The following is a 22,295-nucleotide window of genomic DNA, read 5'->3' as shown; positions in this document are numbered from 1 at the left end:
GCCGGACTTTGCTGTAGGTGGTGCCCCTGGCCAGACTCGAACTGGCACTCCAAAGGAACTCGATTTTGAGTCGAGCGCGTCTACCAATTCCACCACAGGGGCACACCGAGACGAGCCGGCGCTTAGCGGGCCGGTGTCGTCCGGGCAATAGGTCCTATTCGCGCAACGCGCCGGCCAGCAATTTGTGCAGACGGGAATGCAGCGGATCGTTGCCGGCCAGCACCTGCTCGGCACAAATCGGCTGCGAACGACCGCGATAGTCGGTTACAAAGCCACCGGCCTCCCGCACCAGCAGACAGCCCGCAGCCGAATCCCACAGCTGCAAACCGCTTTCCCAGAACCCGTCAAAGCGGCCCGCGGCAACCCAGGCGAGGTCCAGCGATGCGGCACCGAACCGGCGGATGCCCGCGACTTCCGGCCCGATCGCGCCGAAGATGCGGCTCCATTCGGTGAAGTCGCCATGGCCGGAAAACGGCGTGCCGGTGGCGATCAGTGCCTCCGACAGCTGGCGCCGGCCGGACACCCGCAGGCGCCCGTCATGCAGCCACGCGCCCCGGCTCTTTTCGGCCCAGAAGCTTTCGTCGGTGATCGGCTGGTAGACCAGCGCAGCGGTGACTTCGCCCCAGCCGCTGCCATCCAGCTTCGGTTCCTGCACCGCAATGCTGATTGCGAAATGCGGAATGCCGTGCAGGAAGTTGCTGGTGCCGTCGAGCGGGTCGATGATCCAGCGCGGGCTCCGCGGATCGCCCTCGATCTCGCCGGCTTCCTCCATCAGGAAACCCCAGTCGGGCCGCGCAGCGCGCAGCTCGTCCCACAGCGTGCGTTCGGCCTGCCGGTCGGCGCGGCTGACGAAGTCGGCCGGCCCCTTGCGGCTCACCTGCAGATGCTCGATCTCGCCGAAATCGCGCCGCAGCTTGCCACCCGCCTTGCGCGCGGCGCGCTCCATTACGCGCATCAGACCCGTGATTGCTGCCATGATGCGTCAGCCGGCCTTCCCGACATAGGTGCGTTCGTACACATCGACCACGATGCGCGTCCCGCTACCGATATGCGGCGGCACCATCACGCGCACGCCATTGTCCAGGACGGCGGGCTTGTAGCTGGAAGAGGCGGTCTGCCCCTTCACCACAGCGTCGGCCTCCACGATGGTGGCTTCCACGGTGTCGGGCAGCTGCACGCTGATGGGCTTCTCGTCCCACAGTTCCAACATCACTTCCATGCCGTCCTGCAGGAAGGCGGCGGCATCGCCCAGCAAGTCCGCCGGCAGCTGGATCTGGTCGTAATTGTCCTTGTCCATGAACACCAGCATGTCGCCATCGGCATACAGGTACTGGTAATCCTTGGTATCCAGCCGCACGCGCTCGATCGTGTCGGCGCTGCGGAAGCGGACGTTCGTCTTGCGGCCGTCCTGCAGGTTCTTCATCTCGACCTGCATGTAGGCGCCGCCCTTGCCCGGCTGGGTGTGCTGGATCTTGGCGACCTTCCAGATGCCGCCTTCATATTCCAGAATATTGCCGGGGCGAATGTCCACGCCGCTGATCTTCATCGCTGTACATGCCTTCGAAGGATGGGAAACAGTTGCGCGCCGTAGCGGTTGCGGAGTTGCATGGCAATGCGGGGCATGGGCCGCTATGGTACCGGAATGACAGAGCGATTGCGATCACGCGCGCGCCGCCTGGGTGCGCTTTGCGCCGCCACGGTGCTGCTGGCATCTGCCGCGCATGGGCAGGACATTTCACCGCGGGCGGAGCGGCTGCCGCAACATCGCGGGGGAATCGGCGTCATGCAGCAGGGGCTGTATGTCTGCGAACTGCCCGATCCCCGCGCACCATCGCGCGGGGTGGTCCAGCAAGGTACCAGCTTCCGCATTACCAGCGCGTCCCGCTACATCTCCGACCAGGGCACCGGCACCTATCTGCGGCGTGGCAACACGGTGGTGCTGTCCAGTGGTCCACGTGCTGGCGAAAGTTACCGGATCATCAGCGACGGCTTCGTGCGCAAGGTGGAAGACGGCGCGCCGGGCCGGCTTCGCTGCGTACGCCGCGCGCGCTGACCATCACTGGCCGGTCAGCACCGGAAACGGGTTGATCGCGCGCGCAGGTTCCCACCATTCGGCGCCGGGTGATGTACGCAGGATGGCAAAATGCAGATGCGGCGAGCCCGCATCTGCATTTCCGGTGGAGCCGACGGAGCCGAGCACCTGGCCGGTCCGCACCTGCTGCCCTTCCGCCAGCCCGGGCGCATAGGATTGCAGATGCGCGTAGTAGAGCAGCGTGCGCCCGTCCGCCCCGCGAGTGTAGATGGTGAGCCCGCCTGCCCGGCTGGTGAACAGCTTCTCCACCAGGCCGTCCGTAGCCGCCAGTACCGGCGTACCGCGCGGCGCCATGATGTCGAGCGCCTCGTGCGTCCGTTCCTCGTCATCCCCGCGGCGATCATCGAATGTGTCCACCAGATCCGCCGCGGCAACGCCCTGCACCGGGATCGACCACGTACCAGGCACCGGCATGAAGCGGCTGCCCTGCGAACGTCCAACGGGGGCAGCGGCTTCGGACACGATGCGGTCGGTCTGGGCCGTCTGCCGCTGCGGTGACCAGCCGCCACCGACAATGATCCACGCCGCACTGGTCAGCGTGGCCGTGATGATGACGGTCAGCAGACGGTCGAAGAAACGCATGCGGTCAGGCCTGGAACAGGACCTGCGTGGAACCGCTCACCATCTGCGCCAGCCGGGCTGCATCCCAGTTGGTCAGCCGCACACAGCCATGACTTTCCGTCCGGCCGATCGTCGAAGGTTCCGGCGTGCCGTGGATGCCGTAATGATCCTTCGTCAGGTCGATCCAGACCACGCCGACCGGGCCGTTGGGGCCCGGCGGCAGGTTCTGCTTGGTGTCGGAGGAGGACGCGTCCCAGAACAGGTCGGGGTTGTAGGCATAGGGTGGATTGTAGGCGGTACCCTTGATGCCCCACTCGCCCAGCGGCAGGGGATCGTTCTCCGACCCGGTCGTGACGGTGAACATGGCGATCAGCTTGTCGTCCGCATCATAAGCCTTCAGCCAGCCGCCGGACTTGTCGACGACGATGCGATCGGCCTTCGGCTGCTCGCTGCCAACACCCAGGCTTGCCAGCGTCGTCAGCCATTCCTTGTTCTCCACTTCGGAGGCGACGATCCGGTCGGCGCCGACATTGGGAACACGGATCTGCTGTCCTACGCGGAAGGCAGGTCGCGGCGGCATGGTGCTGCGCTCCGTTCCCGCACTCGCAACGGGCGTCGGCGCGGGCGCGGCCGTATTCTCGCCGCTGGCCGCTCGGCCATTGGGGTTCAACTGGTATAGCACCTCGATGGTGGTGTGGAACCGCTCCGCCAGCGCTTCGTCCAGGGTTTCATATCCCAGATGCTGCAGCTTCGCCTGGTCGGCATAATCATCCGGCGTCGGGCGGTACTGCCCCTGTCCCCAACCTTCCGGAACGGTAACCACGCGGGTCGCGGGAATGTTGCTCCAGCGCATCAATGCGGCGCGGGTCGGCTGGTCCAGTTCGCCATTGACGGTCAGGTTGTTGGCTTCCTGGAAGCCCTGCAGCGCGTTGCCGGTCGAGATGCCCATCTTGCCGTCGACCACGCCCGGGGCGAAACCGAGCCGCTCCAGCACCACCTGCACCTGCATCATTGGACGGGCTTCCACATCCGCCACGCCGACATCAGCCGTTTCACCCGCCGCAGGATCGCTCGAGGCCATGCTGTCGGCGCCACCCCCGGCCTGCGTCTCGGCCGCGGCAGGGTCGGCATCCCGACCATCCGTGCCGTTGAAGCCGCAGCCCGCTAACGCCAGGCTGATCGCAAGCAGAGAAGCGGTGATGGTGAAGCTGCGCATGTTGTCTCCCTTTTCACAAGACAACAGCCATCCGCCCGATTGGCTCCCCGGCCGGTCAGCCTCAACGCAAGGCGGCCGCGAAGGCCTGGATCGCGGCGACCTCGTCCAGGCCATCCGCATTGGCCCACACGCTTGCACTCACCGCCAGGAAGTCGGTCCCGGCTTCCACCAGCGGGCGGCAGTTGGCGGGTGTGATGCCGCCGATCGCCACGCAAGGGATCTCCATCAGGCCGTGCCACCAGTGCAGCAGGTCCAGATCCGGCCGGTGCTCGCTGGCCTTGGTGCTGCTGGGATAGAAGGATCCGAAGGCGACATAGTCGGCCCCCGCATCGCCCGCCTCCATCGCCAGGTGCCGGCTGGCATGACAGGTGACGCCAATCTGCGCTTGGGCGCCCAGGATGGTACGGGCCTCCCGCGGGGAACCATCGCCCTGCCCGAGATGCACGCCATCAGCGCCGATGCGCTTCGCCAGACTGACATCGTCGTTGACGATGAAGGCCACATCGCGCGCCGCACACACGGCCTGCAGCGGCTCGGCCGCCCGGGCACAGGCATGCTGGTCGAGGCCCTTCAGGCGCAGCTGGAATGCGGCGACCGGCAGCGCCGGATCGGCGGCATCGATCGCGCGGGCAAGCCGGTCGGCAAAGGTGCCGGATACATCGGCGGGAGAGATCAGGTAAAGTTGACAGTCGGACATGGCAGAGCCTTACAGCGAGGGGACGTATGCGCCAATGGCCGCGTTCGGCGCAACGAACAGCCATTCAGCACCGCGCAACCCGCGCATCAGGATAGGGCGTCCATGCGCCCGATCCTGATCCTCGCCCCCCTTGCCCTGACCGCGTGCGCCACGACGCCGGAGCAACCCGAGGGCGAACGCCATCTCCCCACCGCCGCAATCGGCGAGACGGTGATGGTCGATGGCCCGCAGCTGACCGTGATCGAGCTGCTGGAGGACAGCCGTTGCCCGGTGGATGTGCAATGCTTCCATGCCGGTCGGGTACGGGTGCGGGTTGCCGTCCATCTGGGCGGCGGCGACCGGCAGCTGGACCTGACCTTGGGCGAGCCTGTGCAGGTGGCAGATGGCGCGCTGGAACTCGTGGCGGTGCAGCCGCCCCGTACGGCGGAGGCGATCGCCCCCGCCGCTTACCGGTTCAGCTTCCGCTTCGATGGCGGGTACTAGGCGGCGACCTTTTCCACGCTGGCGCAGTGGATGGCGGTGATCGCTTCGTCCAGCACGGCGTCGAACTCGGCATCGCTCTGGCCGGCGCGCAGCTCTTCCAGCAGCGCGCGGCTGAAGCTGGCGATCATGCCTTCGTTCTTGGCCAGTTCCGCACAGGCCTCGCCGCGGGCGAATCCACCGGACAGGGCGACGACCTTCAGCACCTTGGGGTGGCGGGCCAGTGCATCATAGGTGCCGGCAACGGCCGGAATCGACAGCTTCAGCATGACCTGCTGCCCTTCGGGCAGGATGTCCAGGTGCTTCAGGATCTCGTCCCGCAGCATCACTTCGCCCTCCGCACGGTCGGCGGCCTTGATCGAATATTCAGGCTCCAGGATCGGCATCATGCCATGGGCAATGACCTGTGCGCCGATCTCGAACTGCTGCGCCACGATCGCCGCGATGCCTTCGCGATTGGCAGCGTTGATGACGGACCGTTCCTTGGTGCCGAACACGCCCAGGCTGCTGGCGCGGGTCAGTAGCGCATCCAGGGTCGGCATCGGCTTCATTAACTGCACGCCGTTCGCCTCATCCTCCAGTCCCTTGTCGATTTTGATGAACGGCACCACGCCCTTGTCGATCAGCGCGGTCGGGGTCGGCTTGCCATTCACAGCGCCGTCCATCGTGCGTTCGAACAGGATGGCGCCGATCACGCGATCGCCGTTGAAGCTGGGTGCGCTGATGATGCGGCTGCGCATGTCGTGGATCTTGCCGTACATGGCCTCCTCGCCGTCCCACTCGTCATCATTGACGCCATAGGCGCGCAGCGCCTTGGGGGTGGAGCCGCCGCTCTGGTCCAGCGCGGCGATGAAGCCGCGGCCCCCGGCGATCTTGGCGGTCATCTCGTCCTTGGTCATGCGCAAAGCCCCCTGCTTTTCAGTGTTGCTGTCGTTGTTCATTGAAATCTTCAGCGCGCCAGTGCGGCGACGCCGGGCAGCTCGCGCCCTTCCATCCATTCCAGGAATGCACCACCGGCCGTCGAGACATAGCTGAAGTCACCGGCCACGCCCGCATGGTTCAGCGCCGCCACGGTGTCACCGCCGCCGGCGACCGACACCAGCGAACCTTCCGCGCTCAGCGCCGCCGCCGTGCGTGCCAGCGTCACGGTCGCGGTATCGAAGGGCTGTGTCTCGAAGGCGCCCAGCGGACCGTTCCAAACCAGCGTGCGGCAGGTCTTCAGCACATCGGCCAGCGCCTCCACGGCGCGCGGACCGATGTCGAGGATCATCTCGTCAGCGGCGACCTCGTGCACGTTGCAGGTGCGCAGCGATGGCGGATTGGCGGCGAACTCGGTCGCGACGACCACATCGTAAGGCAGGTGCACGGTGCAGCCGGCGCGGTCCGCGGCTGCCATGATCGCATCCGCCTGACCAGTCAGGTCATGTTCGCACAGGCTCTTGCCCACATTCACGCCGCGTGCGGCCAGGAAGGTGTTGGCCATGCCGCCGCCGATGATCAGGTGCTGCACGCGGCCGACCAGATGCTCCAGCACGGCCAGCTTGGTGGACACCTTGGCTCCGCCGACTACCGCCGCCACCGGCGGCTCCGGCTGGCCGAGCGCCTTGTCCAGCGCGTCCAGCTCCGCCTGCATCGCCCGTCCGGCATAGGCCGGCAACATATGCGCGAGAGCTTCCGTGCTGGCGTGGGCCCGGTGGGCGGCGGAGAATGCATCGTTCACATACAGGTCGCCATTCGCCGCGATGGCACGGGCGAAGTCGGCATCGTTCGCCTCCTCGCCCTGCCAGAAGCGCGTGTTCTCCAGCAGGCCGATGTCGCCCGGACGGAAGATGCCGATCGTCTGCTCCACCACCGGGCCGGCGACCTCCGGGATGAACATCACCTCGCGCCCCAGGACATCGGCCACCGCGCCCTGGATCAGGCTGGTGGACATGGTGGAGTTGCGTTCCCCCTTGGGTCGGCCAAAATGCGCCAGCAGCAGGACCTTGGCGCCGGCATCAGCCAGTTCCAAAATGGTCGGCGCCACTGCGCGAGCTCGGGTGAGGTCCGTCACCACCGCGTCGTGCATCGGCATGTTGAGGTCGACCCGCACCAGCGCCACCTTGCCGTGGACATCGCCTGCATCGTCCAGCGTCGCGAACTGCCTGCTCATAGCTCGATCCTTACTTGGTCGCCGACGGCAATATCGCCGTCCGCTATCACTTCGGCCAGGAACCCGCCGCGCCAGTCCGGCAGCAGCGCGGCCTTCAGGCCCGGGGCGATCTCCTCCATGCGGCTGCACGGATCGCATTCCATGGTGACCAGCAGGCGACATTCGCTGCCGATGCCGAGCACGAACTTCTCCTGCCGCGGCAGGCGGATGCCGTGCAGCAGCAGATTGTTGCGCCGCACCCACCATGGCAGGTCAAGCCGCAGGTCGGCCATCGCCGCAGCCCAGCTCTCCGCCTCGATCAGGGAGACCTGCCGCTTGAAGCTGTTCTTGCGCGCGGCCAGCGCGCCGCGGAAATCGCCGGCAATCCCCGCAGCACGGCTGACATGAACGCGGCTGATCCCGTGCTGGTTTTCGCCACGCGAACGATCGCGCCGTGCAATCCCCGCCAGACGGCCGCCGGCGACGGCTTGCGCCTCGCCCGCGGCCAGGGTCTGCCCGTCTGCCTGCATCTGCCTCAGAGCAGGCCCGCCATCACGCCGGCCGTGTCGATCATGCGGTTGGAGAAGCCCCATTCATTGTCATACCAGGACACGACCCGCGCCAGCTTGCTTTCCAGCACGGCCGTTTCCAGGCTGTCGACGGTGGACGAGGCCGGATAATGGTTGAAATCGCTGGAGACGAGCGGCTGGTCCGTATAGTCGAGCACGCCCTTCATCGGGCCGTCCGCTGCCGCCTTCAGCGCCGCGTTGATCTCTTCTACCGTCACGTCGCGGCCCGGCACGAACACCAGGTCGACCATGGATACGTTCGGCGTCGGCACCCGGACGGAGGAGCCATCCAGCTTGCCCTTCAGTTCCGGCAGCACCAGGCCCACGGCCCGCGCAGCGCCGGTGGTGGTCGGGATCATGTTGATCGCACCGGCGCGGGCGCGACGCAGATCCTTGTGGATCTGGTCCAGCATGCGCTGGTCATTGGTGTAGGAGTGGATCGTGGTCATGAAGCCACGCTCGATCCCGAAGCTATCGTTCAGCACCTTGGCCAGCGGCGCCAGGCAGTTGGTGGTGCAGCTGGCGTTGGACACGATGATGTCGTCCGCCGTCAGCACGTCATGGTTCACACCATAGACGATGGTGGCCGACACGCCGGTGGCCGGGGCGGAGATCAGCACGCGCTTGGCGCCGGCATCCAGATGTGGCTTGGCGGCATCATGTGACTGGAAGAAGCCGGTGCATTCCAGCACGATGTCCACGCCCATCTCGCGATGGGGCAGCTTGGCGGGATCGCGCTCCTTGGTGACGGCGATGTCCTTGCCGTTGATCTGGATGCTGTCGCCATCGCTGGTGACCGTACCCGGGAAGCGGCCATGCGTGCTGTCATGGGCGAACAGCAGGGCATTGTCCTTGGGTTCGGCCAGATCGTTGATCGCCACCAGCTCCAGGCCGTGGTCGTCACGCTCCATGATGGCACGGGCAACCAGGCGCCCGATCCGCCCGAAACCGTTGATCGAAACCTTGGTCGCCATCCATCTATCTCCTGTAGTTCAGCCGAGTTTGGCCATGATCTGCGGAACGATCGCGTCGGCGGTAAGTCCGAAGCGCGCGAACAGCTCCTCCGCCGGGGCGGAGGCGCCGAACTGGTCGATGCCGATATTCAGCCCATCCAGTCCGGTAAAGCGTTCCCAACCGAAAGTGGTGCCCGCCTCGATCGAGACGCGCAGCACACCCTCGCCGCCGAGCAGGCCGGCACGGTACTCGGCGGGCTGCTCCATGAACAGTTCGGCGCAGGGCATCGAAACCACGTCGGCCCCGATCCCGGCAGCCTCCAGGGCAACCTGCACCTCGATCGCGAGCGACACTTCCGACCCGGTGGCGATCAGCAGCACGCGCCGATCCGCCGTGGCGCCCTTCAGCAGATAGGCACCCTTGGCGCACAGGTTCTCCGCCGCGTCGAAGCGCACGGCCGGCAGGTTCTGCCGCGTCAGTGCCAGCAGCGAAGGCCGATCAGCCTGCTGCAGCGCCAGTTCCCAGCACTCGGCGGTTTCCAGCGTGTCGGCCGGGCGCATCACCAGCAGGTCGGGGATCACGCGCAAGGACGCCAGATGCTCCACCGGCTGGTGCGTGGGTCCGTCTTCTCCCAGGCCGATGCTGTCATGCGTCATCACATGGACGGTACGCGCCTGCTGCAGCGCGCCCAGGCGAATCGCCGGGCGGGAATAGTCCGAGAACACCAGGAAGGTGCCGCCATAGGGGATCACGCCCCCGTGCAGCGCCATGCCGTTCATCGCGGCGGCCATGCCGAACTCGCGAATGCCGTAATTGAGGTACCGGCCGGCATAATCGTCGGCGGTCAGCGGCGTCGTGGACGGCGTCTTGGTGTTGTTCGAACCGGTCAGGTCGGCAGACCCGCCGATCAGCGCCGGCACCGTCTGCGTCAGTACGGACAGGGCCGCCTCGCTCGCCTTGCGGGTGGCCATCTTCGGCCGTTCCGCCGCGACCTGCGCCTTGTACTCGGCCCAGTCGGCCAGTTGCGGCAACTCACCGTGCATCCGCGCGGTGAACTCCGCGGCCCGCTCGCTTGCCTCCAGCCGCTGCCGCCAAGCGGCGTGAACGTCTTTGCTGCGCTCACCCGTGGCGCGCCAGTCGGCGGCGATTTCTTCGGGAACCTCGAATGCCGGCGCCGTCCAGCCCAGCGTCTCGCGCACCAGCGCGATCTCGGTGGCGCCCAGCGGGCTGCCATGGGTCTTGGACGTGCCCTGAAGATTGGGCGCACCCTTGCCGATCACCGTGCGGCAGGCGATCAGGCTGGGCCGCTCGTCCGCCACGGCTTCGTCGATTGCAGAGCGGATCGCGGCAACGTCATGCCCGTTGCAGGCGGCCACATGCCAGCCGGCGGCGGCGTAGCGGGCCGCCACATCCTCGCTGGTGGACAGGTCCGTGCTGCCATCGATGGTGATGCGGTTGTCATCCCACAGCACGATCATGCGGCCCAGCTTCAGATGCCCGGCCAGGCCGATCGCCTCGTGATTGATGCCTTCCATCAGGCAACCGTCACCCGCGATCACCCAAGTGCGGTGATCGACAAGATCGTCGCCGTAATGCGCATTGAGATGCCGTTCGGCCACCGCCATGCCCACCGCCATGGCGAGCCCCTGCCCCAGAGGACCAGTAGTCGCTTCCACCGCCGGCAAAAGGAAGTTTTCCGGATGGCCGGCACATACACTGTTCAGCTGGCGGAAGTTGCGGATGTCATCCATCGTCGGCTGGTCGTAGCCGGACAAGTGCAGCAGCGCGTAGATCAGCATGGAGCCGTGGCCTGCCGACAGCACGAAGCGGTCGCGATCCGCCCAGTCTGGCTGCGCGGGATCAAACTTCAGGTAATCGGACCACAGCACCGTCGCCACGTCGGCCATGCCCATCGGCATGCCGGGATGGCCTGAATTCGCGGCCTGCACCGCATCCATGGACAGCGCCCGAACGGCATTGGCCATTGCGGCGAGGCGGACAGGATCCTGCGTCAAACGATTGCTCCGGAAAAACATGGTCGCGTCAAGATCGGGTGCGCGATTCGGTCGCGGCCTCCCTTGCGAACGGGACTGGCGCCGTCAAGCATGGTGCCCGGTTTGGGCCGAGAGCCTGTTGCAGCAGTGCCGCACAACACTTTGCCATTATGCGCTTTGTTGAATAAGGCGCGCGATATGGACCGCCAGCGGATCAGCCACGCCTTGCAGCGCATCGCCCGCGCAACCGACCGTATCGAAACGGCAGCAGCGCGTGCACCGGCGGACACTGGGCTGGAGCAGCGCCATGCCGCCCTGCGCGCCGAGGCCACGGCCGCGCTTGCGGAACTGGACCGGCTGATCGGCCGGCTGGACGGCTGAGGATGCAGCACCGGTCATGAGCAATGTGAACGTGACGATCGGCGGGCGAGCCTACACCGTCGCCTGCGCGCCGGGCGAGGAGGCGCATCTGCGCGCGCTCGGCGATCTGGTGGAGAACCGCCTGCGGGCGGTGCCTGGTCTCGCCAGCCAGTCGGAGGTCCGCCGCCTGCTTTACGCCACGCTGGTGCTGGCGGACGAACTGCACGAGGCGCGCGAACAGCTCGACCGGCAGGCTGCCGATCCTGTCTCTGACGGCGACGATCCCGCCATCATGCTGGAGCAGCTTGCCAGCCGCCTGGAAGGCGTGGCCGACCGGCTGGATAAGACAAGCCCGGACTGATTTGCTCCGCCACGCCGCGTACCCCTTGAGTGCAACGTCACCTGCTCCTAGATTGGCGCTGGCGGGACTGCCCGGCACGAGCTGCATGAAAATCCCTGAGGCTATAACCAAATCCTTGGGAGCTGTCCCTGCCCGGCTTGCGGGTTCGTCCCGAAGGCCGGTGCACATGGCGCCCACCTGACGTGACGCGTCAGAGGATTTCCCGGCAAACGACCCATGGTGGTTCCGCCACACCATCACCGCCCGGCGCCCGGCGCCCGGCGCCCGGGCAGCGCAGCGGAGGACGGCTTGGCCGACATTTTCGAGCAGAAGAAGCGCTTGCGCGCCACCTTGCGCCAGGCCCGCCTCGATCATGCCGCCGCCCTGCCCCGTGAAGTCAGCGCCCTGGTGTTCAATCGCCCGCCCCGCCCTGTGCTGGACCTGGTGCCGGAAGGCGCCACGATCGGCCTGTACCGCGCCGCCGAGGGCGAAGCGCGCACGGCCGGCTACATCCGTCATTTCTTCGAGGCGGGGCACCCGATCGCCTTGCCGCATGTGACGGTCGGCGGGGAGTTGACCTTTCATCGCCACACCGATCCGTACGATGAAAGCGATCTGTCACCTGGTCCCATGGGCCTGCTGCAGCCCGATCGGCAGACACCGATCGTGGACCCGGACGTGCTGTTCGTCCCGCTGGTGGGGTTCACTGCCACCGGCGAGCGCTTGGGTCAGGGTGGCGGCTTCTATGATCGGTACCTGCTCGCACATCCGGACGTGATCGCCATCGGCATGGCGTGGGATGTGCAGGAGGTGCTCGAATTGCCCATCGCGCCGCATGACATGCCGCTGAACGCGATCGTCACGCCCACGCGGGTGCTGGGGCCGTTCTGATGCGGGAGAAGCCCACCCTGCGCATCCCGGCGGGCGTGCTGCTGCTGCTGGTCGGACTGGCGCTCTATGCCGGCCTGATCCTGCAGCTGTCGCCGTGGATCGGGCGGCAGCCGGTGTGGCTGCAGACCGTGATCTACCTGGTGCTGGGCGTCGCCTGGCTGCTGCCGCTCAGGCGCTTCCTGATCTGGATGGAAACCGGCCGCTGGAGCTGAAGTGCCGCGGGGTTCAAAGGCCACGAAGTGGCGCGAGTGACGGGACTTGAACCCGCGACCTCCGGCGTGACAGGCCGGCGCTCTAACCAACTGAGCTACACCCGCGTACAGGCCGAAGCCGACGTGGAAAACCTGCCCTAAGGGCTGAACCGCCACCTGAGAGTCTGGAAAACCCCCCAAGTGGCGCGAGTGACGGGACTTGAACCCGCGACCTCCGGCGTGACAGGCCGGCGCTCTAACCAACTGAGCTACACCCGCTTACAGGCCGGAGCCCGCTTGGGAGACGCGCCTCTACGGGCGGTCGCCTGCCCTGTCAACAGGTCGAAATCGCCTGTGGAAAAAGCTTTGTCTCTCCCCTTCAACCAGCCAGCAGTCGCGCCGGCATTTCCAGCAGTCCGCGCATGGTCTGCATGAACAGCGCCGCATCCTGCCCGTCGACCACGCGGTGATCGCAGGACAGCGAAAGGTTCATCAGCTTGCGCTTGGCGATACGCTCCCCACCCATGCCGTCCGGCACGAAAGCGGGGCGCTCCACGATCCTGCCTGGCGCCAGGATGGCGACCTCCGGACGGTTGATCACCGGGGTCGCCGCCACGCCGCCCAGCGGCCCGAGGGAGCTGATGGTGAAGGTGGAGCCGGACAGTTCCTGCCGCGCCGCGCTGCCGTCACGCGCAGCGGTGGCGAGCCGGGTGATCTCGTCCGCCAGCTGCCACAGATTCCTGCCCTGTGCATCGCGGATCACCGGCACGATCAGGCCGTTCGCTGTGGCCGTCGCCATGCCCATATGCACAGCGCCGTGACGGGTGACCGCGCCGGCTTCCTCGTCATAGCGGGCGTTCAGCATCCGGTGTTCGGCCAAGGCGCGGCAGGTTGCAGCGATCAGCAGCGGCAGCAGGGTCAGGCGCGGCCGGTCATCGCCTGCGCCATTCAGCTGCATCCGCGCTTCCTCCAGCGCGGTCACGTCGCATTCCTCCACCAGCGTGAAGTGCGGGATTTGCCGCTTGGAGGCACTCATGGCCTCCGCGATCCGGCGGCGCAGGCCGATGACGGGCACCACCTCGTCCGCCTGCGCCCCAATTTTGGCAGCATAGCCCGGCGTGTAGCTGAGGAAGGCGTCCAGATCGGCATGCCGGATGCGGTTGTCTGCGGCGGGCCTGATCTGGCTCAGGTCGATCCCCATGGAGCGGGCGCGCTCGCGCACCGCCGGGCTGGCTTGGATCCTGCCCGAGGTCTGAGCGTACGAGACTGCCTCGACCGGTGGGACGGGGGCGGGACTCGCAGGCTCGGCCGGTGCAGCCGGCTCATCTTCATGGGCAGGACCCGCCTCCGCTCGCGCCGCGTCGGCGGCGGGGCGCTCACCCTGGCCGGTCGATCCCGCCTCTGCGTCGGTCTCGAGGATGACCAGCGCTGATCCGATGGCGATCACATCGCCTTCCTTTCCGGCGACCTCGAGCACACGGCCGGCGACGGGAGTCTCCATCTCCACCGTGGCCTTGTCCGTCATCAGGTCGGCGATCGGCATGTCCTCTGCCACCCAGTCGCCGACGGCGACGTGCCAGCGCACGATCTCCGCCTCGGCGATGCCTTCGCCGATATCGGGCAGGTTGAAGCTGTAGCGGGCCATGTGCCCCTCCTTGTCAGTCGGCGGCCAACAGCCGCTCGATCGCCTCGCCGACCCGGACAGGTCCGGGGAAATAGGCCCATTCCAGGCTGTGCGGATACGGAGTGTCGAACCCCGTGACCCGCTCCACCGGAGCCTCCAAATGGTAGAAACAGCGCTCCGTCACCAACGCCGACAGCTCTGCGCCGAAGCCGCTGGTGCGGGTCGCCTCATGCACGATCAGGCAGCGCCCGGTCTTGCGGACGGATTGCTCGATCGCCTCGATATCGAGCGGCACCAGCGTGCGCAGGTCGATGATTTCGGCATCGACGCCCAGCGACTCGACCACGCCGGAGGCGACATGGACCATCGTGCCGTAGGCCAGGATGGTCAGCGCCTCCCCTTCCCGCACCGTCCGCGCCTTGCCCAGCGGGATGGTGTAGTGCCCGTCGGGCACCACGGCATCGGCGTGGCCCTTCCAGACCTTGGCCGGGCGGTCGTAATAGCCGTCGAACGGACCGTTATAGAGGCGCTTGGGCTCGAAGAAGAGCACCGGGTCATTGTCCTCGATCGCGGCGATCAGCAGCCCCTTGGCATCGTGCGGAGTGCTCGGCACCACGGTCTTGAGGCCCGCCACATGCGTGAACAGCGCTTCCGGGCTCTGGCTGTGCGTCTGCCCGCCGAAGATGCCGCCGCCAAACGGCGTGCGCACGGTCATGGGCGCGATGAACTCCGCGGCAGAGCGATATCGCAGCCGCGCCGCTTCGCTGATCAGCTGGTCCAGCCCGGGATAGATGTAATCGGCGAACTGGATCTCCGGCACCGGACGCAGGCCGTAGGCGCCCATGCCCACCGCCACGCCGATGATGCCGCATTCGCTGATCGGCGTGTCGAACACGCGGGTCTTGCCATGCTTCGCCTGCAGGCCCGCAGTAGCGCGGAACACACCGCCGAAAAAGCCGATATCCTCGCCCAGCACCACCACATCGGGATCGCGGGCGAGCATGATGTCGAGCGCGTCGTTGATCGCCTCGATCATGGTCATCGGGCGCCCTGCCCCTTCGTCGGTGCTCATGGCTGCACCTCCGGCGGATACTTGACCGCCCGCTCGTGCAGGGCCTGCGCCATCTGCTCGCGCAGGTGCCACGGCATGGTCTCGTACACATCCTCGAACATGGTGGTGTCAGGCTGGTGCAGGCCGTGGCCCAGGATGCCGTTCGCCTCGGCCGCGCGGATCGCGGTGCGCACTTCGCCATCCAGCTCTGTCAGCATGGCTGCGTGCGCCTCTGCCGACCATTCGCCAATTGCAATCAGATGGGCAGACAGGCGGGCGATCGGGTCGCCCAGCGGCCAGCCGGTGCCTTCATCCGCGGCGCGGTAGACGCTCGGGTCGTCGGAGGTGGAGTGCCCCTCCACGCGGTAGGTGAAATACTCGATCAGCGTCGGGCCGTGGTTCAGCCGCGCACGATCGGCGGCCCAGGCATGCGCCGCATAGACCGCCAGCGCATCGTTGCCGTCGACCTTCAGCCCCGCGATGCCATAACCGATGGCACGGGCGGCAAAGCTCGTCCGCTCCGCGCCTGCGAAGCCGGAGAAGCTGGAGATCGCCCACTGGTTGTTCACCACGGCGAACACCACTGGCGCATTGTAGACCGCGGCGAAGGTCAGCGCATTGTGGAAGTCTCCTTCCGCCGTGGACCCTTCCCCGACCCAGGCGCTGGCGATGCGGCTGTCGCCCTTGATGGCGCTGGCCATGGCGAAGCCGGTCGCCTGCGGCAGCTGCGTCGCCAGATTGCCGCTGATGGTGAAGAAGTTCACCTCCCGCGCGGAATAGAGGATCGGCAGCTGCCGCCCCTTCAGCTTGTCTGCCCGGTTGCTGAAGATCTGGTTCACCATCTCCAGCAGCGGGTAGTCGCGCGCGATAAGGCAGCCCTGCTGGCGGTAGGACGGGAAGATCATGTCGCCGGCATCCAGCGCCATCGTCGCCGCCACGCTGGTCGCCTCCTCCCCGGTGCATTTCAGGTAGAAGCTGGTCTTGCCCTGCCGCTGCAGCCGGTACATCCGTCCGTCGAAGACGCGCACCATCGCCATCAGGCGCAGCATGGTGCGCATCCCGTCTGCGGACAGGCGCGGATCCCACGGTCCATGGGCCTGATCGTCGTCGCCCAGCACGCGGACCAGATCGGTGCAAAGCGGGAATGTCTCGGCCGGTGCGCAGGTTTCGTCCGGGCGCGGCTGGGCGCCGGCCGGCGGTATCGTCAGGAAGCCGAAATCGACCGGGTCGCCGGGGCGGAACCGCGGCTCCGGCACGTGCAGCGCCAATACTGGACGGTTCGCGCCCGCCGGGGGCACTGCCTCCATCGTCATGCTCTCTCTCCAGACCGGGCCCGGTTCATGCCGGAGCCCTTGTCATCAACGCCGCTTACACGGCGACGGGTGCGCGGATGGCGCCCTGCGGATGGTAATCCGGCACCTCGAAATCTTCAAACAGATAATCGAAAATTGTTTCCGGGCGGCGCAACAATCGTAGGCGCGGCTCACCGGATGGTGCCCGGCCGAGTTGCTCCTCCACCAGATGCGCATGGTTGAGGTAGAGGTGCGTGTCCCCTCCGGTCCAGATCAGCTCGCCCGGCTGCAGATCCGCCTGCGCCGCCACCATGCGCGTCAACAGCGCGGCTCCGAACAGGTTGAACGGCAGGCCCAACGCAACGTCGCAGCTGCGCTGGTACAGCTGGCAGGACAGGCGTCCGCCGCTGACATGAAACTGGTAGGTCTTGTGACATGGCGGCAGCGCCATTTGGTGCAGTTCCGCCACGTTCCATCCCTCGATGATGTGTCGCCGACCGGCAGGATCGCGCCGCAAGCCATCGATCAGCAGTTCCAGCTGGTTGATGCCGGGCCCCTGCCGAAACAATCCGTTGCCCTCGGGCGCGTAAGTCGGCCAGTCGACCCATTGCTTGCCATAGACCGGGCCAAGATCACCCCATCGCGTGGCGAAAGCCGCGTCCTCGACGATTCGCCTCTCGAATGCCTCCTGAGTGATCTCCTCGCCAGTGGAGCGCCGGTACAACGCGAGCGGCCAGTCGCTCCAGATGGTGACGCCTTGCTGCAGCAACGGACGGATGTTGGTATCGCCCGACAGGAACCACAACATCTCACGCGCCGCTGCCTTCCAGTATACGCGCTTGGTGGTCAGCAAGGGGACGCGATCGTCCGACAGGTCGATCCGCAGCTGCGGGCCGAAGATGCTGCGGGTGCCCACCCCGGTGCGGTCTGCGCGTTCGTCGCCCTCTTCCCAGATGCGACGCATCAGATCGAGATACTGCCATTCCCAATGGTCGGCATGCGGGCTCGGGGTCGAAGGAAGGAGGCTGTGCATGGCTGTTTCGCTACCACCCCAAATGGCCGCTTGCCAGCCCGGCGGACCCTGCCTATAGGGCCGCCTCTGCCTTGCCTCGCAGCCGGTTCTTCCGGGTGTGTTAAGGTCCGGTCGGGGAGTAGCTCAGCCTGGTAGAGCACTGTCTTCGGGAGGCAGGGGCCGGAGGTTCGAATCCTCTCTCCCCGACCAATTATCGCGTCTGATCCGCGATGGACTGCACAGTCTCGCCCTTCCCCTGCATCTGGGGATAGTCGCGATCTGTCGGCTGGCGGTTGTCACACAAGCCAGCGTGCTCATGACGCTAACCGCTCCTGACATCCTCGTCAGCCGAAGGGTCGGTTTCGCAGACGTCATCCCTCCGCCGTACAACTTTGCGCGGATCGTTCTCGCGACCCTGCTCGACCACTTTTGTATCAAGACGCCAGGGGAGCAGTCCTCGGGACGGCACAACGAGCTGTCCCGCCGCCAGCCTTCTCGAAGATCCCCTGTGACGATCGAGCTTACGGGCAACGATTCGTACGTTGAGCGTGCGGCGGCCGGCACGTTCTTTACCGGCTCGCCTGGGCGCTCCCCGCTTCACCAATCGAGATTGATCCGTGCATAAAGGAACCGGCCATTGAAGCCGAACGGCGAGTAATAGGGGAACGCCGTGCCGCCATTGTTGTAGTTGACCGCGTTGGTCTCCGGGACGAAATCCGGATAGACGTCGAACAGGTTGTTCGCACCAACAGCCAGCGTCGCCTGTTCGAACAGCGGAGCGCGGGCCTCGAGATCGACGATCACGTGCTTGCCGGTCTCGGCATAGTTTGCCGGTGTCGACGCCGGCTGCGTGACGCTGCCGTAATAGGTCGCGCGCAGCAGCGCCCCGAACCCATCCAGTTCCCAGTTCGTCTGACCGGTGACCTTGACCCGCGGCGTGCCGCGCTCCAGCCCGACGATGCGCTGCTGGCCGAACAGGGCCGGCACCGTGATCGTGCCGGTGCCGGTCGGCACTTCCGTCAGGTCGACTTCGTTGACATTGCCGGCCAATGTGAGGTCGAACCGGCCGGCGGTGTCGGTCGGTAAGCGGTAATTGGCGACAACGTCGATGCCCCGGGTGGTCGAGCGGATGCCGTTGACGAAGAAGCGCGCGGCCGACACGCTGAACGGCGCCAGCAGAGCGGTGATCTCCGGCGTGGCGTTCACTCCGGTGCCGAGATTGTCGGACAGCGCCAGCTGGTCGCGTACCTTGATCTGGTAGGCGTCCACGCTGAGGTTGAACCCGCCCGACCGGTAAACCGCACCCGCCGACAGGTTGAACGACTTCTCCGGGTCCAGGGGCTGGCCGCCCAACGCGACGGCGACGGGGCTGGTGGCGGGGAAGGTTCCGGTGTCCACGATGGTCACCCCGCCCCCCGGCGCGGCCGCCACCTGCGGCTGCGTCAGCGTGTAAAAGGATTGCTGCAGCGATGGCGCGCGGAAGCCGGTGGAGATGGTGCCGCGCAGTGCAAAGCTGTCCGCCAGGTCATATCGGGCAGACAGCTTGCCCGTCGCCGTCTCGCCGAAATCGGAATAGCTTTCCCCCCGCGCCGCGACGCCGATCAGCAACCGGCCGAGCTGCGCCTCCAGATCCACATAGGCGCTGACATTGTCGCGCGAGACATCAACGGCGTTGGCGGGCGAGAATCCCTGAAAACCTTGTGCACCGCTGCCCAGCGCGGTGTTGCCGCCCAGCGGTCCACGGGCATAGGACTCCACCTGTCCCTGGCTGATCGCAAAGGTCTCGCGCCGGTATTCGACACCGGCGGCGACGTTCAATGTGTCGCTGCCGCCCAGATCATACTGGCGGCTTGCATCCGCGCCGGCGACCAGCTGATCGTAAGCCAGCTTGCCGTCGTTGAAGTCCGTCGGCGAAGCCGCGCCATAGGTGGAGTTCAGCGAATCCAGCGTACGGAACCGCAGCTGGTTGCGACCCCAGGAGACGCTGAGGTCCACGTCCCACTCGCCGACGGGTCCGCGCAGCCCCAGTGCAGAATTGATGTCGTCCGAACGGACGTTGATCATCGGCCGGAATCCGTCCGGATAGATCGAGGCGACATTGTTGGCATTGTTGGCCAGACGCGGGAAAGCGGCGCCCGTGCTGTCGCGATATTGGTAGCCGGCAAAGCCATACACGTCCCAGTCGCCCGCGAACGGCGCGCCGAAATTGCCGAACAGGCTGTACTGCTCGACCTCGGGGTCGCCAAAACGGGAGGTGATGCGCGCCGGGTCCACACGCCGGTCCAGGTCGCCACGACTGGTGAAACCGCGATCCAGGTAATCGGCCGACAATGTCAGGAAGCCATCACTGGCCAGCCGCATGCCCTGCCAGACAGACACGTTCACGGTCTTGCCGTCATACCGATTGTACTCGCTGCGTGCCGGCTCCACGCTGGTGGCATATTGGCCGTAACTGATGGTGCCACCGCCGCCCTCGCTCGCCTCGCGCAGGCGCAGGTTGATCACGCCGGCGATCGCGTCTGAGCCATATTGGGCCGAAGCCCCGTCACGCAGCACTTCCACCCGGTCCAGCGCGACCGTCGGGATGGTGTTGAGGTCAAAGGCGGCCGATCCCCGCCCGACGGAGCCGTTGGTGTTCAGCAGCGCAGAGCTGTGCCCGCGGATACCATTGACCAGCACCAGGGTCTGATCCGGCGAGAGGCCGCGTAAGGTAGCGGGGCGCACGGTATCCGTGCCATCCACCGCGGCGGAGCGCGGGAAGACGATGGACGGCGCCACGTTCGCCAGTGCCTGCCCCAGCTCGCTTGTCCCCTGCGCCCGCAATGCCTCGTTGGACAGTACATCGACCGGGGAGGCCGTCTCCAGCCGAGAGCGGCCGGGCGTGCGCGTGCCCGTCACCACGATCTCATCCGCCATCTCGATCGAGGACGACGAGTCCGCCTCGATTGCCTGGGCGAAGGCGCCCGTCGAAAGACTGGCCGTCAGCAATGACGAGGTGAGCAGCAGGTGGAAAGAGCGCACGGCGGAGCAACCTCTTGATAATACAATTCTTGGAACGCCGCCGATCTAGAACAAGCCAGCCCGCTTGCCGCGAGGGATGATCTTCAAGCCCGTGAAGCTTTTGTTGCAGAAGCCTGTCTTGTATCAGTACCGACTGCTCGTGAACCGCCGCTCCGGCCTGCGGCGCCGGCGAGTCAGCCGGCCTCGGCCGGTTCGGGCAGTAAAGCGGCGGCGGTAAAGACCACGCCGGTCGGCCGGTAGTCCAGCTCCACCGTTCCGTCGATCTCGCTCGCCAACACCCGCTCGATCAGCTTGGAACCGAAGCCCAGGCGGGTCGGCGCGGTCACGGGCGGGCCGCCGATCTCCTCCCAGCGGAAGTGAAGCCGATCCGGCTTGTGTCCGTCGGCGATCCGCCAGCTGATCTCGACATGCCCGTCGGACGTCGACAATGAACCGTATTTGGCGGCGTTGGTCGCGAGTTCGTGCAACGCCAGCGCCAGCCCGACGGCGAGCCGCGGCGGCACCCGGACATCCGGACCATCGAACCTGATGCGTTCTTCGTCCTTCGACCGGAACGGGGCAAGCGCGCGTCCGATCAGATCCCGGAGGGCAGCGCTTTCCCATCGTTCGTTGACCAGCAGGTCATTCGCGGCGTCCATCGACTGGATCCGGGCCGCCAGCGTCGTGTTCGCTTCATCAAGCGTGCCGGCATTGCGCAAGGTCTGGCTGACGATCGCCTGCAGCGTTGCCAGCATGTTCTTGACGCGGTGGCTCAGCTCGTTCGCCAGAAGCGCGCGATGCTCCTCCGCCCGCTTGCGATCCGTAATGTCCTGCGACACGCCCACCAGTTCGAGCGGAGTGCCGTCCGCGCGGCGGAAGACTTGGCCCCTGACAGCCAACCAGCGCTCGTCGCCTACAGGGGTGTGAATCCGGTACTCGACCCGATAATCGTCCGTTTCCTCCAACGCCGCTCGCAACGCCTCGTCGCGGCGTGCCCGGTCGTCGGGGTGAACGGCCGCCTTGATGTCGGCATAGGTAAGCGGCTCGGACACCGACCGGCCAAAATTGATCTTGCAACCGTCCGTCACGGTCATCCGCTCCGTCGCGAGGTCGAGACTCCAGGAGCCGAGATGCGCCGCCTCGAGTGCGAATTGCAAACGGTGCTCCGCCTGCGCCAGGTCAGACATGCGCTGCCCGACCTCTGCCTGCAGATCGGCACGATCGCGTTCCAAGCGGGCCAGCCGCTCGCGTTCGACCGTCACGTCGAACTGGGAAGCGAAGAAGTAGGTGACCTGCCCCTCCTCGTCGAACACCGGAGAAACGAGCAGCCGGTTCCAGAACGTGCTGCCATCCTTGCGATAGTTCAGCAGATCCAGCTCGATCGACTCGCGGGCAGCAATCGCACCCCGCAGTTGCGCCACGCTGTCCTGATCGGTGTCGGGACCCTGAAGGAAGCGGCAGTTGCGTCCCAGTATCTCCTCATGGCCGAAGCCGGTCAGCTTGCTGAACGCCGCATTGGCGAACACGATCGGATTGTCGGGCTGGTTCGGGTCGGTGATCAGCATGGGCATGCGGGTCGCGCGGACCGCTGCCGAGAATGGATCGGTGCCCTTGTCCCGGCGCGCGATCTCGTGCTCGATCCGGGATTGTTCCTGTTCGTTCCTCAAGCGTAGACTCCACAACACGCTTCACTGCATCGCCCGGAACTCCAGTGGCCGCCGGGACGCTCTGCGACACCATCTAGCAGGACATGGTCTGGAGGCCACCAGCCACTGACAGCTATCCGGATACAAGCTTGAACAGCGCGCCGCATCGTGCCTCGCCTGTCGGACAAGCTATG

22 protein-coding genes, 4 tRNA genes and 1 other RNA gene are annotated in these 22,295 nt (G+C 66.3%); 8 read left to right on the top strand and 19 right to left on the bottom strand.

Going from position 1 to position 22,295, the window contains the following annotated elements; all coding sequences use genetic code 11:
- Positions 1 to 18 precede the first annotated feature (18 nt).
- The 3 genes from D5S08_RS13135 to efp form a co-directional block, all read right to left on the bottom strand.
- Positions 19 to 102, bottom strand: a tRNA-Leu gene (locus tag D5S08_RS13135).
- 52 nt (positions 103 to 154) lie between these two features.
- Positions 155 to 976 carry an inositol monophosphatase family protein gene (locus D5S08_RS13130; RefSeq protein ID WP_121119274.1) on the bottom strand — a complete coding sequence of 274 codons (822 nt, stop codon included), beginning with the start codon at positions 974 to 976 and terminating at the stop codon, positions 155 to 157.
- 6 nt (positions 977 to 982) lie between these two features.
- Positions 983 to 1,546: an elongation factor P gene (gene efp / locus D5S08_RS13125; RefSeq protein WP_121119272.1), complete on the bottom strand. Its 564-nt coding sequence runs from the start codon at positions 1,544 to 1,546 to the stop codon at positions 983 to 985.
- A 96-nt stretch (positions 1,547 to 1,642) separates the two neighbouring features.
- Here efp and D5S08_RS13120 point away from each other — a divergent pair, with 96 nt between their 5' ends.
- The gene (locus D5S08_RS13120; protein ID WP_121119270.1) at positions 1,643 to 2,053 is read left to right on the top strand and encodes a hypothetical protein; all 411 of its coding nucleotides are present in this window, start codon (positions 1,643 to 1,645) and stop codon (positions 2,051 to 2,053) included.
- A 3-nt stretch (positions 2,054 to 2,056) separates the two neighbouring features.
- On the opposite strand, the gene D5S08_RS13115 is transcribed toward D5S08_RS13120, so the two are convergent.
- From D5S08_RS13115 to thiE, 3 genes are all read right to left on the bottom strand, one after another.
- Entirely contained in the window at positions 2,057 to 2,674 is a 618-nt protein-coding gene (locus D5S08_RS13115; protein WP_121119268.1) for a M23 family metallopeptidase, read from the bottom strand.
- Positions 2,675 to 2,678: 4 nt separating this feature from the next.
- The gene (locus tag D5S08_RS13110) at positions 2,679 to 3,869 is read right to left on the bottom strand and encodes a L,D-transpeptidase family protein (protein ID WP_121119266.1); all 1,191 of its coding nucleotides are present in this window, start codon (positions 3,867 to 3,869) and stop codon (positions 2,679 to 2,681) included.
- Between the two features lie 61 nt (positions 3,870 to 3,930).
- On the bottom strand, positions 3,931 to 4,566 hold the full coding sequence (gene thiE / locus D5S08_RS13105; protein ID WP_121119264.1) for a thiamine phosphate synthase: 636 nt from the start codon (positions 4,564 to 4,566) through the stop codon (positions 3,931 to 3,933).
- 102 nt (positions 4,567 to 4,668) lie between these two features.
- Between thiE and D5S08_RS13100 the strand changes: the two genes are divergently transcribed.
- A complete protein-coding gene (locus D5S08_RS13100; protein WP_121119262.1) occupies positions 4,669 to 5,049 on the top strand; it encodes a hypothetical protein in 381 nt (126 codons plus the stop codon).
- Here D5S08_RS13100 and D5S08_RS13095 read toward each other — a convergent pair.
- From D5S08_RS13095 to tkt, 5 genes are read right to left on the bottom strand one after another with little or no spacing between them, the layout of a single operon-like run.
- Positions 5,046 to 5,945 carry a fructose bisphosphate aldolase gene (locus D5S08_RS13095; protein WP_121119462.1) on the bottom strand — a complete coding sequence of 300 codons (900 nt, stop codon included), beginning with the start codon at positions 5,943 to 5,945 and terminating at the stop codon, positions 5,046 to 5,048. The two genes, D5S08_RS13100 and D5S08_RS13095, sit on opposite strands and share 4 nt — an antisense overlap.
- Positions 5,946 to 5,995: 50 nt before the next feature.
- Positions 5,996 to 7,198: a phosphoglycerate kinase gene (locus D5S08_RS13090; protein ID WP_121119260.1), complete on the bottom strand. Its 1,203-nt coding sequence runs from the start codon at positions 7,196 to 7,198 to the stop codon at positions 5,996 to 5,998.
- Positions 7,195 to 7,707 (bottom strand): MOSC domain-containing protein, encoded by a 513-nt coding sequence (locus D5S08_RS13085; protein WP_241557400.1) that lies wholly within the window; start codon positions 7,705 to 7,707, stop codon positions 7,195 to 7,197. Before D5S08_RS13085 ends, D5S08_RS13090 begins: the two co-directional genes overlap by 4 nt.
- A gap of 5 nt (positions 7,708 to 7,712) precedes the next feature.
- Positions 7,713 to 8,720, bottom strand: coding sequence for a type I glyceraldehyde-3-phosphate dehydrogenase (gene gap / locus D5S08_RS13080; protein ID WP_121119258.1), 1,008 nt, complete (start codon positions 8,718 to 8,720; stop codon positions 7,713 to 7,715).
- Between the two features lie 18 nt (positions 8,721 to 8,738).
- Positions 8,739 to 10,685, bottom strand: coding sequence for a transketolase (tkt, locus tag D5S08_RS13075; RefSeq protein WP_121119256.1), 1,947 nt, complete (start codon positions 10,683 to 10,685; stop codon positions 8,739 to 8,741).
- A gap of 207 nt (positions 10,686 to 10,892) precedes the next feature.
- On the opposite strand from tkt, the gene D5S08_RS13070 reads away from it, so the two are divergent.
- The 5 genes from D5S08_RS13070 (at position 10,893) to D5S08_RS13050 (ending at position 12,497) form a co-directional block, all read left to right on the top strand.
- Positions 10,893 to 11,075: a hypothetical protein gene (locus D5S08_RS13070; RefSeq protein ID WP_121119253.1), complete on the top strand. Its 183-nt coding sequence runs from the start codon at positions 10,893 to 10,895 to the stop codon at positions 11,073 to 11,075.
- A gap of 16 nt (positions 11,076 to 11,091) precedes the next feature.
- Positions 11,092 to 11,415 carry a cell division protein ZapA gene (locus D5S08_RS13065; RefSeq protein ID WP_121119251.1) on the top strand — a complete coding sequence of 108 codons (324 nt, stop codon included), beginning with the start codon at positions 11,092 to 11,094 and terminating at the stop codon, positions 11,413 to 11,415.
- Between the two features lie 61 nt (positions 11,416 to 11,476).
- A non-coding RNA gene (gene ssrS, locus D5S08_RS13060) (6S RNA) lies at positions 11,477 to 11,645 on the top strand.
- Entirely contained in the window at positions 11,632 to 12,285 is a 654-nt protein-coding gene (locus D5S08_RS13055) for a 5-formyltetrahydrofolate cyclo-ligase (RefSeq protein WP_121119249.1), read from the top strand. Before ssrS ends, D5S08_RS13055 begins: the two co-directional genes overlap by 14 nt.
- On the top strand, positions 12,285 to 12,497 hold the full coding sequence (locus tag D5S08_RS13050; RefSeq protein ID WP_121119247.1) for a DUF2842 domain-containing protein: 213 nt from the start codon (positions 12,285 to 12,287) through the stop codon (positions 12,495 to 12,497). The genes D5S08_RS13055 and D5S08_RS13050 overlap by 1 nt, the downstream gene beginning before the upstream one ends.
- Before the next feature lie 28 nt (positions 12,498 to 12,525).
- Here D5S08_RS13050 and D5S08_RS13045 read toward each other — a convergent pair.
- The 6 genes from D5S08_RS13045 to thyA form a co-directional block, all read right to left on the bottom strand.
- Positions 12,526 to 12,602 (bottom strand) — tRNA-Asp (locus tag D5S08_RS13045).
- Positions 12,603 to 12,678: 76 nt separating this feature from the next.
- A tRNA-Asp gene (locus tag D5S08_RS13040) sits at positions 12,679 to 12,755 on the bottom strand.
- A 100-nt stretch (positions 12,756 to 12,855) separates the two neighbouring features.
- The gene (locus D5S08_RS13035) at positions 12,856 to 14,121 is read right to left on the bottom strand and encodes a dihydrolipoamide acetyltransferase family protein (protein WP_121119246.1); all 1,266 of its coding nucleotides are present in this window, start codon (positions 14,119 to 14,121) and stop codon (positions 12,856 to 12,858) included.
- A 13-nt stretch (positions 14,122 to 14,134) separates the two neighbouring features.
- Positions 14,135 to 15,142, bottom strand: a complete 1,008-nt coding sequence (locus D5S08_RS13030) for an alpha-ketoacid dehydrogenase subunit beta (protein WP_121119244.1) — start codon at positions 15,140 to 15,142, stop codon at positions 14,135 to 14,137.
- 26 nt (positions 15,143 to 15,168) lie between these two features.
- A complete protein-coding gene (locus tag D5S08_RS13025) occupies positions 15,169 to 16,464 on the bottom strand; it encodes a 3-methyl-2-oxobutanoate dehydrogenase (2-methylpropanoyl-transferring) subunit alpha (RefSeq protein ID WP_121119242.1) in 1,296 nt (431 codons plus the stop codon).
- Between the two features lie 55 nt (positions 16,465 to 16,519).
- Positions 16,520 to 17,476: a thymidylate synthase gene (gene thyA / locus D5S08_RS13020; protein ID WP_121119240.1), complete on the bottom strand. Its 957-nt coding sequence runs from the start codon at positions 17,474 to 17,476 to the stop codon at positions 16,520 to 16,522.
- 112 nt (positions 17,477 to 17,588) lie between these two features.
- On the opposite strand from thyA, the gene D5S08_RS13015 reads away from it, so the two are divergent.
- Positions 17,589 to 17,665 (top strand) — tRNA-Pro (locus D5S08_RS13015).
- 387 nt (positions 17,666 to 18,052) lie between these two features.
- Here D5S08_RS13015 and D5S08_RS13010 read toward each other — a convergent pair.
- A complete protein-coding gene (locus D5S08_RS13010; protein WP_241557399.1) occupies positions 18,053 to 20,476 on the bottom strand; it encodes a TonB-dependent receptor plug domain-containing protein in 2,424 nt (807 codons plus the stop codon).
- A gap of 173 nt (positions 20,477 to 20,649) precedes the next feature.
- Complete coding sequence (locus D5S08_RS13005) at positions 20,650 to 22,140, bottom strand: PAS domain S-box protein (RefSeq protein WP_206610344.1); 1,491 nt, start codon at positions 22,138 to 22,140, stop codon at positions 20,650 to 20,652.
- Positions 22,141 to 22,295: the final 155 nt, after the last annotated feature.

Source organism: Croceibacterium ferulae, assembly GCF_003660445.1.
In the GTDB taxonomy this organism is placed as follows: Bacteria; Pseudomonadota; Alphaproteobacteria; order Sphingomonadales; family Sphingomonadaceae; genus Croceibacterium; species Croceibacterium ferulae.
The sequence above is the reverse complement of the archived record's forward strand: the minus strand, read 5'-3'. Positions and strand labels throughout refer to the sequence as shown.

What these genes read in the sequence shown, in the direction of transcription:
- D5S08_RS13090 (WP_121119260.1), bottom strand. Translation starts at nt 7,198, where the DNA reads ATGAGCAGGCAGTTCGCGACGCTGGACGATGCAGGCGATGTCCACGGC.
- D5S08_RS13070 (WP_121119253.1), top strand. Translation starts at nt 10,893, where the DNA reads ATGGACCGCCAGCGGATCAGCCACGCCTTGCAGCGCATCGCCCGCGCA.
- gap (WP_121119258.1), bottom strand. Translation starts at nt 8,720, where the DNA reads ATGGCGACCAAGGTTTCGATCAACGGTTTCGGGCGGATCGGGCGCCTG.
- D5S08_RS13100 (WP_121119262.1), top strand. Translation starts at nt 4,669, where the DNA reads ATGCGCCCGATCCTGATCCTCGCCCCCCTTGCCCTGACCGCGTGCGCC.
- thyA (WP_121119240.1), bottom strand. Translation starts at nt 17,476, where the DNA reads ATGCACAGCCTCCTTCCTTCGACCCCGAGCCCGCATGCCGACCATTGG.
- thiE (WP_121119264.1), bottom strand. Translation starts at nt 4,566, where the DNA reads ATGTCCGACTGTCAACTTTACCTGATCTCTCCCGCCGATGTATCCGGC.
- D5S08_RS13050 (WP_121119247.1), top strand. Translation starts at nt 12,285, where the DNA reads ATGCGGGAGAAGCCCACCCTGCGCATCCCGGCGGGCGTGCTGCTGCTG.
- D5S08_RS13055 (WP_121119249.1), top strand. Translation starts at nt 11,632, where the DNA reads ATGGTGGTTCCGCCACACCATCACCGCCCGGCGCCCGGCGCCCGGCGC.
- D5S08_RS13110 (WP_121119266.1), bottom strand. Translation starts at nt 3,869, where the DNA reads ATGCGCAGCTTCACCATCACCGCTTCTCTGCTTGCGATCAGCCTGGCG.
- D5S08_RS13035 (WP_121119246.1), bottom strand. Translation starts at nt 14,121, where the DNA reads ATGGCCCGCTACAGCTTCAACCTGCCCGATATCGGCGAAGGCATCGCC.
- D5S08_RS13115 (WP_121119268.1), bottom strand. Translation starts at nt 2,674, where the DNA reads ATGCGTTTCTTCGACCGTCTGCTGACCGTCATCATCACGGCCACGCTG.
- D5S08_RS13120 (WP_121119270.1), top strand. Translation starts at nt 1,643, where the DNA reads ATGACAGAGCGATTGCGATCACGCGCGCGCCGCCTGGGTGCGCTTTGC.
- D5S08_RS13025 (WP_121119242.1), bottom strand. Translation starts at nt 16,464, where the DNA reads ATGACGATGGAGGCAGTGCCCCCGGCGGGCGCGAACCGTCCAGTATTG.
- D5S08_RS13095 (WP_121119462.1), bottom strand. Translation starts at nt 5,945, where the DNA reads ATGACCAAGGACGAGATGACCGCCAAGATCGCCGGGGGCCGCGGCTTC.
- D5S08_RS13065 (WP_121119251.1), top strand. Translation starts at nt 11,092, where the DNA reads ATGAGCAATGTGAACGTGACGATCGGCGGGCGAGCCTACACCGTCGCC.
- D5S08_RS13085 (WP_241557400.1), bottom strand. Translation starts at nt 7,707, where the DNA reads ATGCAGGCAGACGGGCAGACCCTGGCCGCGGGCGAGGCGCAAGCCGTC.
- efp (WP_121119272.1), bottom strand. Translation starts at nt 1,546, where the DNA reads ATGAAGATCAGCGGCGTGGACATTCGCCCCGGCAATATTCTGGAATAT.
- D5S08_RS13130 (WP_121119274.1), bottom strand. Translation starts at nt 976, where the DNA reads ATGGCAGCAATCACGGGTCTGATGCGCGTAATGGAGCGCGCCGCGCGC.
- D5S08_RS13030 (WP_121119244.1), bottom strand. Translation starts at nt 15,142, where the DNA reads ATGACCATGATCGAGGCGATCAACGACGCGCTCGACATCATGCTCGCC.
- tkt (WP_121119256.1), bottom strand. Translation starts at nt 10,685, where the DNA reads ATGGCCAATGCCGTTCGGGCGCTGTCCATGGATGCGGTGCAGGCCGCG.